Annotated in this window: 11 protein-coding genes; 4 read left to right on the top strand and 7 right to left on the bottom strand. The window is 65.5% G+C overall.

Going from position 1 to position 14,761, the window contains the following annotated elements; genetic code table 11:
• Positions 1-3: 3 nt before the first annotated feature.
• From RYH74_RS04565 to RYH74_RS04550, 4 genes are read right to left on the bottom strand one after another with little or no spacing between them, the layout of a single operon-like run.
• A complete protein-coding gene (locus RYH74_RS04565) occupies positions 4-1,452 on the bottom strand; it encodes a GspE/PulE family protein (protein ID WP_317409041.1) in 1,449 nt (482 codons plus the stop codon).
• Positions 1,452-3,215, bottom strand: coding sequence for a type II secretion system secretin GspD (gspD, locus tag RYH74_RS04560; RefSeq protein WP_317409024.1), 1,764 nt, complete (start codon positions 3,213-3,215; stop codon positions 1,452-1,454). Before gspD ends, RYH74_RS04565 begins: the two co-directional genes overlap by 1 nt.
• 3 nt (positions 3,216-3,218) lie before the next feature.
• On the bottom strand, positions 3,219-3,644 hold the full coding sequence (locus RYH74_RS04555) for a pilus assembly protein PilZ (RefSeq protein WP_176240886.1): 426 nt from the start codon (positions 3,642-3,644) through the stop codon (positions 3,219-3,221).
• Positions 3,641-5,281 carry a lipoprotein UxpA gene (locus RYH74_RS04550; RefSeq protein WP_317409023.1) on the bottom strand — a complete coding sequence of 547 codons (1,641 nt, stop codon included), beginning with the start codon at positions 5,279-5,281 and terminating at the stop codon, positions 3,641-3,643. The genes RYH74_RS04555 and RYH74_RS04550 overlap by 4 nt, the downstream gene beginning before the upstream one ends.
• 224 nt (positions 5,282-5,505) lie before the next feature.
• On the opposite strand from RYH74_RS04550, the gene RYH74_RS04545 reads away from it, so the two are divergent.
• Positions 5,506-7,566 carry a PhoX family protein gene (locus tag RYH74_RS04545; protein ID WP_075043921.1) on the top strand — a complete coding sequence of 687 codons (2,061 nt, stop codon included), beginning with the start codon at positions 5,506-5,508 and terminating at the stop codon, positions 7,564-7,566.
• 431 nt (positions 7,567-7,997) lie between these two features.
• On the opposite strand, the gene gspK is transcribed toward RYH74_RS04545, so the two are convergent.
• Positions 7,998-8,963: a type II secretion system minor pseudopilin GspK gene (gene gspK, locus RYH74_RS04540; RefSeq protein ID WP_286101128.1), complete on the bottom strand. Its 966-nt coding sequence runs from the start codon at positions 8,961-8,963 to the stop codon at positions 7,998-8,000.
• Positions 8,964-9,108: 145 nt separating this feature from the next.
• Here gspK and tatA point away from each other — a divergent pair, with 145 nt between their 5' ends.
• Genes tatA through tatC form a run of 3 tightly spaced genes read left to right on the top strand, consistent with a single transcriptional unit; the run spans position 9,109 to position 10,405 of the window.
• Entirely contained in the window at positions 9,109-9,342 is a 234-nt protein-coding gene (gene tatA / locus RYH74_RS04535; RefSeq protein ID WP_013971163.1) for a twin-arginine translocase TatA/TatE family subunit, read from the top strand.
• Complete coding sequence (tatB, locus tag RYH74_RS04530) at positions 9,342-9,647, top strand: Sec-independent protein translocase protein TatB (RefSeq protein ID WP_085587571.1); 306 nt, start codon at positions 9,342-9,344, stop codon at positions 9,645-9,647. Before tatA ends, tatB begins: the two co-directional genes overlap by 1 nt.
• Positions 9,644-10,405 (top strand): twin-arginine translocase subunit TatC, encoded by a 762-nt coding sequence (tatC, locus tag RYH74_RS04525; RefSeq protein ID WP_025337890.1) that lies wholly within the window; start codon positions 9,644-9,646, stop codon positions 10,403-10,405. The genes tatB and tatC overlap by 4 nt, the downstream gene beginning before the upstream one ends.
• Before the next feature lie 102 nt (positions 10,406-10,507).
• Here the strand turns inward: tatC and RYH74_RS04520 are convergent, their stop codons facing one another.
• Positions 10,508-10,819 carry a hypothetical protein gene (locus tag RYH74_RS04520; protein WP_015269114.1) on the bottom strand — a complete coding sequence of 104 codons (312 nt, stop codon included), beginning with the start codon at positions 10,817-10,819 and terminating at the stop codon, positions 10,508-10,510.
• 3 nt (positions 10,820-10,822) lie between these two features.
• The gene (gene purL / locus RYH74_RS04515) at positions 10,823-14,722 is read right to left on the bottom strand and encodes a phosphoribosylformylglycinamidine synthase (protein WP_075043917.1); all 3,900 of its coding nucleotides are present in this window, start codon (positions 14,720-14,722) and stop codon (positions 10,823-10,825) included.
• Positions 14,723-14,761 lie beyond the last annotated feature (39 nt).

Genomic DNA, 14,761 nt, shown 5'->3' with positions numbered 1-14,761 from the left:
GGCTCAGCCCTGCACCACGCGCAGTACTTCGGCCAGGCTGGTCTCGCCACGGGCCAGGCAGTCGCTGGCCATCGCCACCAGGCTCTGCCGGCGCTCGGCCAGGTAGGCCTGCATGGCCAGTTCACTGGCGCCGTCGTACAACAGGCCGATCAGCCCGGCATCCAGCTCGATGAATTCATACAGGCCCAGGCGCCCGACATACCCGCTGCCCTGGCATTGCTCGCAACCCACCGCGTGGTAGCTGCTGCCCAGCGCCGCCAGTTCGGGCCACAGGTCGCGTTCCGCCGGCTGCAGCGGGTGCGCGACGGCGCAACTGCAAAGGCGCCGCACCAGGCGCTGGGCAAGTACACCGCGCAGGCACGAGGCGATCAGGAACGGTTCGATGCGCATGTCGCGCAGGCGGGTCACCGCGCCCACCGCACTGTTGGTGTGCAGCGTGGACAACACCAGGTGGCCGGTGAGGCTGGCCTGCACGGCGATCTGCGCGGTCTCCTGGTCACGGATTTCGCCGAGCATGATCACGTCCGGGTCCTGGCGCAGGATGGCGCGCAGGCCGCTGGCAAAGGTCAGCCCGGCACGCGGGTTGATGGCGGTCTGGCCGATGCCGGCGATAGCGTATTCCACCGGGTCCTCGACAGTGAGGATGTTGCGGCTGCCGTCGTTAAGGCTGTTGAGGCTGGCATACAGGGTAGTGGTCTTGCCCGAACCGGTAGGCCCCGTGGACAGCACGATGCCGTTGGGCCGCGCCAGGCAACTGCGCAGGCCCTGCAACACCGCCGCCGGCATGCCCAGATTGCCCAGCGCCAGCAGGCTGGCCTGCTTGTCGAGCACCCGCATCACCACCCGTTCGCCGTGAATGCCGGGCAGTGTCGAGACCCGCACATCCACTTCGCGCCCCGCCGCACGCAGGGTGATACGGCCATCCTGGGGCTGGCGCTTTTCGGCAATGTCCAGACGGGCCATGACCTTGATCCGCGACACCAGCATGGCCGACAGTGCACGCGGTGGGCGCAACACTTCGCGCAGGTGGCCATCGACCCGCAGGCGCACCACCAGGCTCTGCTCGAAGGTTTCTATGTGGATGTCCGAAGCGCGCAGGCGCAGGGCCTGGCCGAACAGGCCGTTGATCAGGCGGATCACCGGGGCTTCGTCGTCGCTTTCCAGCAGGTCCTCGATGCGCGGCATTTCGCTCATCAGGCTGTTCAGGTCGACCTGGTCGCCGATGCCTTCGATCAGCGCCTCGGTGGCAGCATCGCCGGCCTGGTACAGCTGGCCGAGGCGTTCGTCGAACAGTGCAGGCTCCAGGTATTCGAGCAGGCTGGGCTGGCCGTGCACACGCAGCAGCTCCTGCAATTGGGCGCTGTCGGCGTCGTGCCGCAACCATAGCTGCCAGCCCTGCTCCGCAGGGGCCATGGCCACCCCGCTCTGCCGTGCCTGGCGATAAGGCAGCATCACCAGTCACCACCTTCCAGCCGTGCACGGCTGGAGGGGAACACCTGCAGCAACGGCGTAGCGTCTTGCGCATCCGCAAGGTCGGGCAACTGCAGCGGTGTGGTCTGCTGCAAGGTGCGGTACTTGTCTTCGCTGAGCCCGGCCAGGCTCGGCCCGTCACGCAGGATACGCGGGCGGATGAACACCATCAGGTTCTGCTTGGTGTTCTTGGTGGCGTCGGAGCGGAATAGCCGGCCCAGGTATGGGATATCGCCAAGCAGCGGAACGCGCTGGTCGCTGGTGCTCAGTTCGTCGCTGATCAGGCCGCCGAGGATCACCAAGCCGTTGTCCTCGACCATGACCTTGGTCTTGATCTCGCGCTTGTTGGTGATCACGTCGCTGGCAGCCGTAGTGTCGGCAATCGACGACACTTCCTGGACGATGTCCAGGCGCACGCTGTTGTCGACGTTGATCTGCGGCTTGATACGCAGCTTCACCCCGACTTCCTTGCGCTCGATGGTCTGGTACGGGTTGGCATTGTTCTGCGTCACCGATCCAGTGACGAAAGGCACTTCCTGGCCGACCAGGATCGACGCCTCGGCGTTGTCCAGGGTCAGCAGGGTGGGCGTGGACAGCAGGTTGAAGCCGCTCTTGCCCTTCAGCGCGTTGACCAGCATGGCGAAGTTGAAGCCGCCGCCGAAATGGCCGATACCCGCCATGGCTCCGGTGGTGCTGGACAGCAAATCGCCAAGGGCCTCGTTGTCGCCACTGGCAGCGGCCCCGGCGATGCTGGCGATGTTTACCCCGTTGCTGCCGAAATTGACGATACCGGCACCGAACTTCTCGTCAGCGAACAGCCACTGCACGCCCAGTTCCTGGGCGCTGCTGTCGGACACCTCGGCGATGATCGCTTCCACCACTACCTGGGCACGGCGGATGTCCAGCTGCTCGACGATGGCGCGGTAGGCGGCCAGCTCGCTATCGGGGCCGACCATGACCACGGCGTTGGTGCCTTCTTCGTACTCCAGGCGGATGCCCGAGCCTCCGGCGACAGGCACTACGGGCCTGTCCTTGCCCTCTGCTTCGCCCGCACCTTCAGAGGGCGCCATGCCTTCCTGGCTGAGCCCGCGCAACACCTTCACCACTTCGCCAGCATTGGCATGGCGCAGGTAGATGACCTGGGTACTGCCGCTGACTGGTGCGTCCTGGGGGCGGTCGAGCTGGCGCAGCAAGCTGGCGATACGTTCCAGGTTGCTGCGCCAGTCGGTAACTACCAACTGGTGCGCCGCGGGATAAGGTGTGATCACACCGACCCGTGGGTCGATCAGGGGTTTGAGAATGCCCAGCACCTGCTCGCTGGCGGCGTTGCGCACATTGAATACCCGCGTGGCCACGCTGTCGCTGCCTTCCCCCTGCTGCCCTCCCGCCTCCACTGGCACAGGCTCCAGGCGAGCGGCCTGGTCGGGAACGATCTTCACGCTGCCGTTGGGTAGGTCGACAGTGGCGTAGCCCTGGGCGCGCAGCTGGGCCAGGAAGATGTCGTAGATGGCATCGGCGTCGTGCAGGTCGACGGTGCGCACGGTGACCTTGCCCTTGACCCGGGGGTCGACGATGAAGGTGGTGCCGGTGATGCGCGACACGCTGTCGATGAACTCGCCCAGTTCGGTGTCGACGAAGTTCACCTCGTACATCGGCGTGCCGTTGTCGTCGAACACCGGCTCTTCAGCACAAGCCATGGACAGGGCCAGGCTCAGCGCGGCCGCCACGCAATATCTAACAGGCATCGTTTATCCTTGCCGCTTGAAGCCGGTCACGGCGGGGCGTGGCGGCCAGGGCAGGCGCTCACGCCGCCCCTGGTTGTTGAAAATCAGGCCATCGCTGTCGATGTCCTGCAGTACGATCCCTGGTGCCAGGCGCTGGCCGCGGGCCAAAGTGCGCACCTGCTCGCCATAGCGCAGCACCACCACGCTGGAGGCCAGCGGCTGGGCCTTGAGGCCACCCAGGTATTGCAATGGCAGGCGGGTGATGGCGATGGCACCGTCGTCGACGGGTACCTGCCAATGGCCGACCATCAAGCCAGGCAGCGGCTTGTCGGGCGCGGCGGGCGCAGTGGCTGGTTGCGGCTGGCGGCCCAGTTGCAGCACGCACTGGGCGGCCAGCCAGCCGGCCAGGGTCAGGCCAGCGCCAGTCAGCAGGCGCGAGGCGAGCATCACGAGGCCAGTTGCCTTGGGTGCCAGCCCGGGTGCCCCTGCACGTAGCGCACTTCGGGCAGTTGCAGCGGCGCCAGTTGCCAGTCGCTCGCCTGGCGGGCGAGCCAGGCTTCGACCCGTTGCCACAGCGGCTCGCCGGCCTGGGTTTCGAATTGCAGGCCAAAGGTGCGACACAGGCCCTGCACCGGTTCCAGGCCACTGATGCGCTTGCCTTGCGGACTGTAGCTGACACGCCAGGCCTGGCCCTGCCAGCGCGGCAGGTCCTGGCTGTTGTCCAGCAGCAGCGGGTCGCCGAACAGTTGCTCCGCGGCATTTTCCAGCACTTGCTCGACCTGCCGGGCCGGCGCTTCGACCACCGGTGCCGGGTAGCCACCGGTGAGGCTGATCAGGTGTTCGCGGGTAATGGCCGCCCCGGCGGGCAGCGGGTAGTCGTAACGCAGGCCCGGCAGCAACACCGGCATGCTGCTGTCGTCGGCCAGGGCCTGATGCAGCAGGCGGTCCCAGCTGCCGCCTCGGGTATCGCGGCGCCACAGCGCCTGGGGCGCGCGGGCCAGCGGTTGATCGAGCCAGGCCGCGTGGCCGGCGCGCTGCTGGCGCAATTCTGCCTGCAATGCCCCGACACGCTGTTGCGCGGCGGGTGCCAGCTGTTGCTCAAAGGCCGGGAAGAAACGCCCGTCGAACTGCCACAGCCCGGCCACGCGTTGGCAGCGCAGGCGGAAGGCGCCGCTGCCCCGGCAACCGGCGAACAGCACCGGCACGCGGCGGCCGCTGGCCTGGCTCACCTCGACCGGCTCCGGCCACAGGTCCTGGCCACGGGCGCACAGCAGCACGTCGATCTGCGGCACCCGTTCGGCCAGCCACAGACCCGGCCCGGTACCGACATCGGCCATGGCCACCACCAGGTCGGCCTCGCGCCGGGCTTGTTCGAACACCGGCTGCAATGACTGGTACCACTGTTTAAGGGAGGCTTTCTGGTCCTGGGCGTAGGGGTCGGTCAAGCCGACCACGGCAATACGTGCACCGCCGCGTTCGAAGACGTGCAAGGCTTCCAGGCCCAACGCCAGGCGTTGCGTGTCTGCCAGCCCGGCGCCCAGGGTAACGGCGCCAGCCTGGCGATACAGCGCCGAGCTGCGCTGTGGCCACAGCACGCGCTCGTCGCTGCTGACCCGCGCTTCGCTGCCCAGCAGCTGGCTGCCCTGCAGGCCGCTTTCGCCCTGGGTCAGGTAGGCCAGGCCACTGCCATTCCAGCCCTGGCCGTTTTCCAGGGTCAGGCTGTTGCCCGCCCCAGCCTCGCCGCGCAGCTGCTCGAGCAACGCCGCCAGCACCGCATAGCCGCCCAGTTGGGCAGATGCAGCCTGGCTGGCATCGAGCAATGGCGCCAGTTGCGGGTAGGCGATGCTGGCACTGCTGCCGGTCATCCATGGGGCGCGGCCCAGGTGGCTGACCGGCCCCAGGCGGGTGGCCGGCACCACGGCCTGGCCAGGCTGGCGGGCATCGAGGGTGTCGGCCACGTACAGCAGGTCGAAGCTGGCATTGCCGCCCTGCTGCCCAGGAAGGGCGGAGCAGGCGCCGAGCAACGGTGCCAAGGCACCGATACCCATCCAGCTGATCACTTCGCGCCTGTGCACACTGCTTGCCATCGAACCCGCCATCCTTATCCATGTTCATTCAGGGCACCGGATGTTGCGGCGTTGGCATTACAGTTTGATGGCAGAAATCCGACAGCCATTCCAAATTGATCTGTAGAGCACGCTTCTAAGAGCGAGTTGTTTTAAAACCCCCTTAACATTTCTGCCAATGAATCATCATATTTGCGCACTAAAGTCGCGGTTTCCTCTAACTCAGCCAACATAAGGACACCCTGATGAGTCGAGATACCGGCGACAACCTGGACCGGAACCAAAGCGGCAACCTGCCGATGGCCAACGTCATGGACGCCTACCTGAGCCGCCGCAGCGTGATGCGCGGCAGCCTGGGCGCCGCCATCGCCATGATTGCCGGTACCGGCCTGACAGGCTGCTTCGACGGTGGTGGTTCCGATCACGATGATCCGGTCACCGAGCCACCCGTGACTGAGCCGGAAGTGCCGAAACTGGCACTGGGCTTCCAGTCCATCCCGGGCTCGCGCACCGACGCCTGCGTGGTTGCCGCCGGCTACAGCGCCTATGTGCTGGCGCCCTGGGGCACGCCGATCAACAGCAACGGCAACCCGTGGAAGTCCGACGGCAGCAACACCTCGACCGACCAGGCCAACGCCATGGGCATGCACCATGACGGCATGCACTTCTTCCCCATCAATGGCAGCTCCGAAGACGGCCTGCTGGCGATCAACTTCGAGTACATCGACACCGCCGCCCTGCACCCTGCCGGCCCGACCACCGATGTGAACGGCAAGCGCCCGGTCGAGGAGGTGCGCAAGGAAATCAACGCCCACGGCGCCGGGGTGGTGCGCCTGCAGAAAATCGGCGGCCGCTGGCAGGTGGTCGACAACGACCCGCTCAACCGCCGCTTCACTACCGCCTCGCGCATGGAAATCACCGGCCCGCTGCGGGGTACCGAACACGTCAAGACCAAGTACTCCACCGCCGGCACCCACTGCCGCGGCACCAACAACAACTGCGGCAACGGCTACACCCCGTGGGGCACCTACCTGACCTGTGAAGAAAACTGGCCAGGCATCTTCGTCAACAAGGGCACCCGCCCCGAAGACCAGCGCCGCATTGGCGTGGGCACCTCCAGCGGCCAGTACAAGTGGGAAACCGCGGCCGGTGACAGCAGCGAAGTGGCCGACGAATTCGCCCGTTTCGACGTCACCGTCAAAGGCGCCAGCGCCACCGACGACTACCGCAACGAAGCCAGCACCTACGGCTACATCGTCGAAATCGACCCGTACAACAGCAACACCCTGGCCACCAAGCGCACGGCGCTGGGCCGCTTCCGCCACGAAGGCTGCGCCCCAGGCCTGCCAGTCGCCGGCAAGCCGCTGGTGTGGTACATGGGTGACGACTCGAACAACGAGTACCTGTACAAGTGGGTGTCCACCGCCGTGTGGGACGCCGCCGACGCCAACCCGGCGGACCGCCTGGCCACCGGCGCCAAGTACCTCGACCAGGGCAAACTGTACGTGGCCCGCTTCAATGCCGACGGTACTGGCGTATGGCTGCTTCTGGACGTGGCCACCGCCACCACTGGCGGCAGTACCCTGGGCGCACTGTATGGCGACCTGCCGGGCATCATCCTCAACACCCGTGGTGCTGGCGATGCCGTGGGCGCAACACCGATGGACCGCCCGGAATGGACCACGGTCAACCCGCTCAACGGCGACGTGTACCTGACCCTGACCAACAACAGCGCGCGCACGCCGGAAAAGGTCGATGCAGCCAACCCACGCGGCCCGAACCGTCACGGCCACATCATCCGCTGGCACGACAGCGACGACCAGCTGAGCTTCACCTGGGACATCTTCGTGTTCGGCGCCAACGCTGCCGGCACTGCCGACATCAATCGCTCCGGCCTGACCGAACTGAACCAGTTCGCCAGCCCGGACGGCATGAGTTTCGATAGCCGTGGCGTGTTGTGGTTCGAGACCGACAACGGCGAGAGCACCGTGACCGACTACACCAACGACCAGCTGCTGGCAGTGATCCCAACCAACCTGGTGGATGCCAGCGGCAAGCAGGTACCGGTGAACGCACAGAACCAGGTGGACCTGCGCCGTTTCTTCGTCGGGCCGAATGGCTGCGAAGTGACCGGGATTACCTTTACCCCGGACAACAAGACGCTGTTCGTCAACATCCAGCACCCGGAGAACTGGCCGTATACCGACAAGGCCACCGATGCCACCCCGGCAGGTGCCACGGTAAGGCCGCGGGCTGCGACGGTGGTGATCCAGCGTATCGATGGCGGGGAGATCGGCACCGCCTGATCGACCTGTGCACGGGGGCCGCTTTGCGGCCCTATCGCCGGCAAGCCAGCTCCCACAGGTACAGCGTTGCTCTCGAGGTTGTCGTTGTACCTGTGGGAGCGGCCTTGTGTCGCGAAAGGGCCGCAACGCGGCCCCAGGATTGATGCGCAATAGTTGAAATTGCTGGGGCTGCTTTGCAGCCCTTTCGCGACACAAGGCCGCTCCCACAGGGGATTGCGCCAACATTTGGAATTTGAGCAAGACAGTTGCTCCCACCTCGACCACATCGGATTCAAGTCATGTGCAGCTCCTGTGGGAGCCGACTTGTCGGCGATGAGGCCCTGACAGACTATGCAACCACAGGGACATCACAGGTTCTGAATGCTGTGGTAACCCTGTGGGAGCTGGCTTGCCGGCGATGGGCTGCAAAGCAGCCCCGGCAATCTCAAGCCCTACCACACCATCGGCTCGCGGCTACGCACCCGCACTTGCTGCGCCGGCACCCGGGCATGCCATTGCACCACCCCCAGCGCCTCCACCTGGAACTCGCTGCGTATCACCCGCCCCTCCTCCGCGAACGACAGCTGCAACAGGAAATACCCGCTGTTCAGCAGCAGCCCTTCGCTCAAACGCTCGAAGGTTTCGTCATCCACCGCCCCCAGGGCCTGGCGTAGCGCAGTTGCATCCACATACCCCGACGCCGGCCGGCCGCTGATGATGCGGCTGAGCAACGAGCGCGGATAGCGCCCTTCATACAGCGCCTCCAGCAATGGCAGATGCTCCAGCCCAAGGGCATTGGCATTCAGCCGCCAGCCGGTGGTCTGCGGCAAGGCGCACAGCATCGGGTAACGGCCCTGGCGGCTAGCGTCCGGCTCCAGTAGCAGGTTCAGCTCGCTGGTATCGAGCATTGGCTGGTTGGCCGCCAGGCGCGGTGGTTGCTGGCGCAGGTACTGGGCGCTCTCGGCGCCCTGCAGGCGGGTATCGCTGTCGGCATCCAGCCAGTCGGCCAGGGCATCGACCAGGCGCTCGGCAGCCATGTCGTCGCCCAGCAGGTAACGCAACTGGCGCGCAGCACGCTCGCCGTCAGCACCGAGCAGCGCGTTGACGTTGAAACAGGTGTGCTGGTCGCGCACCCGCAACTGCGCCTGGCCGGTGCCAAAATCGTAGTTCAACGGCTGCCCGCGCAAGGCTTGCCAGAACAGCGGGCTAAGCCGCCAGCTGGGGTCACGCAGGGCCTGCTCGGCATAGGCCAGGCCGGCCTGCTCCATCGCTCGCGCCTGCACCCGCTGGTGCAACAGGCGCACATCATCAACTTGGCGTCGGCCATCTTCCACCAGCCAGGCCATGCCCGCCGCCAGCATCGCCAGCACCACCATCACCATCAGCAGGGCCGCGCCCTGCTGCTGCCTGCCACCCATCCTTGCCTGCCTCTGTCGCCGAATAAAGACGCCAGTCAACACGCCCGGTGTTGCAGGTAGATGGCAGCGGCCGTTCGTCATGTGTACGTCATCTGCGCGAGGCAGGATTGTCTTTCCTTTTCATGACCTTACAGGAGTGGTCGCAATGGGTGGCATTGGAATCTGGCAACTGGTGATCGTACTGCTGATCGTATTCCTGCTGTTTGGTACCAAGCGCCTCAAGGGCCTGGGCAGCGATGTGGGCGAGGCGATCCAAGGTTTTCGCAAGTCCATGGGCGGTGACACTGACGCCACTCCCCCAGCGCATACGCAGGTGCAGCAACAGTGCCCGCTGACCGGTCAGGGTACGCAGCAACCGCAAGCGGACCGTCAGCCCTGATGTTCGAGGTAGGCTTCAGCGAGTTGCTGCTTGTCGGCATCGTCGCGCTGTTGGTTCTAGGCCCGGAGCGCCTGCCGGTGGCGGCACGCACCCTCGGGCGCGGCCTGGGCCAGGCGCGCAGGGCCATGCACGCCCTGCGCACGCAGGTGGAGCGGGAGATCGAACTGCCCGCTGTCGAGCTACCCACTCTCGACAGTGCGCCTTTGCAGCGCCTGGAACAGGAGATCCGCCAAGGCATCAGCCTGAAAGCGGAGCCGGCCAATGATGCGGCCACGGTCGCTCCCCCCAAGGAAAACCTTTCATGAGCATTGCCATGGACCCGGCGGCGAGCATGCCGCTGACCGAACACCTGCGCGACCTGCGCAAACGCCTGGTGCGTTGCCTGGCGCTGGTGGCGCTGGTGTTCGCCGGGCTGTTCCCCTTCGCCCAGACGCTGTACACGCTGATCTCCGAACCGCTGCGGCGCTTCTTGCCGGAAGGTGCGAGCATGATCGCCACCAGCGTCACTTCGCCGTTCCTGACACCGTTCAAGCTGACCGCGATGTGCGCAGTGTTCGTCGCCATGCCGCTGCTGCTGCACCAGGCCTGGGGCTTTCTGGCGCCGGGGCTGTACCGCCGTGAACGGCGCGTTGCCCTGCCGTTGCTGGTGTCGAGCATCGTGCTGTTCTATGCCGGCATGGCCTTCGCCTTCTTCCTGGTGTTCCCGATGATGTTCGGCTTCTTTGCCAGCGTTACACCGGAGGGCGTGGCGATGATGACCGATATCAGCCAGTACCTGGACTTTATCCTGGCGCTGTTTCTGGCGTTCGGGCTGGCGTTCGAGATCCCGGTAGCGACGTTTATCGTGGTCTGGGTGGGGTTGGCCGATGTGGCTACGTTGCGACGCAGCAGGCCCTACGTGATCGTCGGCTGCTTTGTGGTGGGGATGATCCTGACGCCGCCGGATGTGTTTTCGCAGACGATGCTGGCGGTGCCGATGTGGGTGCTGTTCGAGGTGGGGTTGCTGGCTTGTGGGTGGTTGAAGCGGCCTGGGCAGGGCAAGGAGATTGTGGCTGGATTGTAGGGCCCTATCGCCGGCAAGCCAGCTCCCACAGAGATATCACAGGTTCTGACGACTGCGATATTCCTGTGGGAGCTGGCTTGCCGGCGATGGCCTTGATGCGGTCTAGAACTCGGCGAGCCGCCAGACTTCGTAGGCTGGCGTCTCGTACGGGTGGCTCTGCTTGAGTGCAGCGACGACCTGGGCAATCAGGTCGTCAGCCACCACCAGCTCCACCTTCCACTCCTCCACCACCTCGACCTGGCCGGTTTGCCCGAGGAACGGCTGGCTGCCGTCCAGCGGGCGGAACTGGCCCTGGCCCAGAGTCTGCCAGGCGCAGTGGTCATAGTCGCCGATGCGCCCGCCACCCGCGGCGAACACAGCGGCCTTGACCACTTCGACGTGGCTGGCGGGGACGAAGAAGGCGAGCTTGTACACGCCTTAGTTCACCCACACCCGTGCGTTACGGAACATACGCATCAGCGCGGCATCTTCCTGCCACTCATCCGGGCGCCAGGAGTTCTGCACGGCACGGAACACACGCTCCGGGTGCGGCATCATGATGGTCACGCGGCCGTCGCGGCTGGTGAGGCCGGTGATACCACGCGGCGAGCCGTTCGGGTTGGCCGGGTAGGCTTCGGTGACCTTGCCGTGGTTGTCGACGTAGCGCAGGGCCACGCAACCGGACAGGTCGGCTGCCAGCAGTGCTTCTTCGCTGGCGAACTCGGCATGGCCTTCACCGTGGGCGATGGCGATCGGCATGCGCGAACCGGCCATGCCCTGCAGGAAGATCGAGTTGGACTTCTGCACTTCGACCATGGCCACACGCGCTTCGAACTGCTCCGAGCGGTTGCGCACGAAGTGCGGCCAGTGCTCGGTGCCCGGGATCAGCTCGTGCAGGTTGGACATCATCTGGCAACCGTTGCACACGCCCAGGGCGAAGCTGTCGGTACGCTCGAAGAAGGCCTGGAAGGCGTCACGGGCGCGGCTGTTGAACAGCGCCGACTTGGCCCAGCCTTCACCGGCACCCAGCACATCGCCGTAGGAGAAGCCACCGCAGGCGACCAGGCCCTTGAAGGCTTCGAAGTCGACACGGCCAGCGAGGATGTCGCTCATGTGCACGTCGATGGCGGCGAAGCCGGCACGGTCGAAGGCGGCTGCCATCTCGACCTGGCCGTTGACGCCCTGCTCCCGCAGGATGGCCACTTGCGGGCGCACGCCCTTCTTGATGTACGGCGCGGCGATGTCGTCGTTGACATCGAAGCCTAGCTTGACCGACAGGCCCGGGTTGTCTTCCTCGAGCAGCAGGTCGAATTCCTGGTCAGCGCAGTCGGCGTTGTCGCGCAGGCGCTGGATCTGGTAGCTGGTCTCGGCCCACTGGCGCTGCAGCATGCGGCGGTCGTCGTCGAACAGCACTTCGCCGTTCAGGCTGATGGACACTTCACCGTTGTTGACCGGCTTGCCGATCACCGCGACGCAGCCTTCACCCAGGCCAGCGGCGCTGAACTGTGCCAGTACATCGGGGGTGGCATCCTGGCGAACCTGGATGACCGCGCCCAGCTCTTCGTTGAAGAGAATGGCCGGCACGTCGCCTTTGCTGTCGGTCAGCGGGTCGAGGTGCAGGTCGAGGCCGCAGTGGCCGGCGAAGGCCATTTCCAGCACGGTGGTGACCAGGCCGCCGTCGGAGCGGTCGTGGTAGGCCAGCAGGTGGCCATCTTCGTTCAGGCCCTGGATCACGGCGAAGAACGCCTTCAGGTCTTCGGCGTCGTCGACGTCCGGTGCCTGGGCTGCGATCTTGCCGTAGGTCTGTGCCAGGATCGAGGCGCCCATGCGGTTCTTGCCGCGGCCCAGGTCGATCAGGATCAGGTCGGTCTCACCCTTGTCCATGCGCAGTTGCGGGGTCAGGGTCTTGCGGATGTCGGTGACCGGGGCGAAGCCGGTGATGATCAGCGACATTGGCGAGGTAACGCTCTTCTCGACGCCCTCGTCGCTCCACTTGGTCTTCATCGACATCGAGTCTTTGCCGACCGGAATGGTAATACCCAGTTCCGGGCACAGCTCCATGCCGACAGCCTTGACGGTGTCGTACAGGCGGGCGTCTTCACCTGGGTGGCCGGCGGCAGACATCCAGTTGGCCGACAGTTTGATGTCGGACAGCTTCTCGATGCGCGAGGCAGCCAGGTTGGTCAGTGTCTCGCCAATTGCCATGCGGCCGGACGCCGGGGCATCCAGCAGCGCCAGCGGGGTACGCTCGCCCATGGCCATGGCTTCACCGGTGTAGACGTCGAAGCTGGTGGCGGTGACGGCGCAGTCGGCCACCGGTACCTGCCACGGGCCGACCATCTGGTCACGAGCTACCAGGCCGGTGATGGTGCGGTCGCCGATGGTGATCAGGAAGCTCTTGCTGGCCACGGCCGGGTGGCTGAGGACGCGCTGAACGGCGTTGTCCAGGTCCAGCTTGCTCGGGTCGAAGTCATCGCCCAGCTCGGCTTCGCGGGTAACCGAACGGTGCATGCGTGGCGGCTTGCCCAGCAGTACGTCGAGCGGCATGTCTACCGGCGTGTTGCCGAAGTGGCTGTCGCTTACGGTCAGGTGTTGCTCTTCAGTCGCTTCACCCACTACGGCAAACGGGCAACGCTCACGCTCGCAGATTGCCTTGAAGCGCTCGAAGTCGACGGCGCTGACCGCCAGCACGTAACGCTCCTGCGATTCGTTGCTCCAGATTTCGTGCGGGGCCATGCCCGGCTCGTCGTTGGGCACGTTGCGCAGTTCGAAGCGGCCACCACGGCCACCGTCGTTGACCAGCTCAGGGAAGGCGTTGGAGATACCGCCGGCGCCAACGTCGTGGATGAAGGCGATCGGGTTGTTGTCGCCCAGCTGCCAGCAGCGGTCGATGACCTCCTGGCAACGGCGCTCCATTTCGGGGTTTTCGCGCTGTACCGAAGCGAAGTCCAGGTCAGCCGAGCTGGCACCGGTAGCGACCGACGAAGCGGCGCCGCCGCCCAGGCCGATCAGCATGGCCGGGCCACCGAGCACGATCAGCTTGGCGCCGACAGTGATCTCGCCCTTCTGCACGTGGTCTTCACGGATGTTGCCCATGCCACCGGCCAGCATGATCGGCTTGTGGTAGCCGCGCACTTCTTCACCGTGCGGGGTGTTGATGGCCTGCTCGAAGGTACGGAAGTAGCCGGTCAGCGCCGGGCGACCGAATTCGTTGTTGAACGCAGCGCCACCCAATGGGCCTTCGATCATGATGTCGAGGGCGTCGACGATGCGCTCAGGCTTGCCGTAGGCCTGCTCCCACGGCTGTTCGAAGCCCGGGATACGCAGGTTGGAGACGGTGAAGCCGGTCAGGCCTGCCTTGGGCTTGGCGCCACGGCCGGTCGCGCCTTCGTCGCGGATTTCGCCGCCGGAGCCGGTGGAGGCGCCGGAGAACGGGGCGATGGCGGTCGGGTGGTTGTGCGTCTCGACCTTCATCAGGATGTGCACCGGCTCCTGCACCGCGCCGTACTGGCGGGTTTCAGGGTTCGGGAAGAAACGGCCGGCAACGTTGCCGACGATCACCGAGGCGTTGTCCTTGTACGCAGACAGCACACCTTCGTTGTGCATCTGGTAGGTGTTCTTGATCATGCCGAACAGGCTCTTTTCCTGAGCCTGGCCATCGATGTCCCAACTGGCGTTGAAGATCTTGTGGCGGCAGTGCTCGGAGTTGGCCTGGGCGAACATCATCAGTTCGATGTCGTTCGGGTTGCGCTTGAGGCCCTGGAAGGCGTTGACCAGGTAGTCGATCTCGTCTTCGGCCAGGGCCAGGCCCAGGTCGATGTTGGCCTTGGCCAGGGCGTCACGGCCACCGGCCAGGATGTCCACCGAGGTCATCGGCTTGGGCTGGGCATGGCTGAACAGGTCAGCGGCCTGCTCCAGCTGGCCGAGCACGCGCTGGGTCATGCGGTCGTGCAGCTCGGCGGCGATCAGTTCGGCGTCGGCTTCGCTCAGGTTGCCGGCAACGTAGTAGGCGATACCGCGCTCCAGGCGCTGGATCGACTGCAGGCCGCAGTTGTGGGCGATGTCGCTGGCCTTGCTGGCCCACGGCGAAATGGTGCCCAGGCGCGGCACGACCAGGAACAGGCGGCCGCTCGGCTCCTGTACCGGCACGCTCGGGCCGTACTTGAGCAGACGCCCCAGCACCTGCTGCTGGTCGGCGGTCAGCTCGCCGTCGACATCGGCGAAGTGGGCAAATTCGGCATACAAACCAGTAACAGCGGGGACTTTCTGGCTCAGTTGCTCGAGTAATTTACCGTGGCGAAAGGCAGAAAGGGCAGGAGCGCCGCGCAGGATCAACATCGTCGGGACAGCCTCAGGAAGGGGTGTGCTTAGAGGCCG

Source organism: Pseudomonas sp. LSJ-87, from assembly GCF_032971465.1.
GTDB classification, from domain to species: Bacteria; Pseudomonadota; Gammaproteobacteria; order Pseudomonadales; family Pseudomonadaceae; genus Aquipseudomonas; species Aquipseudomonas putida_Z.
This window is presented reverse-complemented; position numbering and strand designations above follow the sequence as displayed.

Bases quoted from the DNA above. Each gene is read 5' to 3' on its own strand.
- RYH74_RS04565 (WP_317409041.1), bottom strand. From the start codon at position 1,452: ATGCTGCCTTATCGCCAGGCACGGCAGAGCGGGGTGGCCATGGCCCCT.
- gspD (WP_317409024.1), bottom strand. From the start codon at position 3,215: ATGCCTGTTAGATATTGCGTGGCGGCCGCGCTGAGCCTGGCCCTGTCC.
- RYH74_RS04550 (WP_317409023.1), bottom strand. From the start codon at position 5,281: ATGGCAAGCAGTGTGCACAGGCGCGAAGTGATCAGCTGGATGGGTATC.
- RYH74_RS04545 (WP_075043921.1), top strand. From the start codon at position 5,506: ATGAGTCGAGATACCGGCGACAACCTGGACCGGAACCAAAGCGGCAAC.
- gspK (WP_286101128.1), bottom strand. From the start codon at position 8,963: ATGGGTGGCAGGCAGCAGCAGGGCGCGGCCCTGCTGATGGTGATGGTG.
- tatA (WP_013971163.1), top strand. From the start codon at position 9,109: ATGGGTGGCATTGGAATCTGGCAACTGGTGATCGTACTGCTGATCGTA.
- tatB (WP_085587571.1), top strand. From the start codon at position 9,342: ATGTTCGAGGTAGGCTTCAGCGAGTTGCTGCTTGTCGGCATCGTCGCG.
- tatC (WP_025337890.1), top strand. From the start codon at position 9,644: ATGAGCATTGCCATGGACCCGGCGGCGAGCATGCCGCTGACCGAACAC.
- purL (WP_075043917.1), bottom strand. From the start codon at position 14,722: ATGTTGATCCTGCGCGGCGCTCCTGCCCTTTCTGCCTTTCGCCACGGT.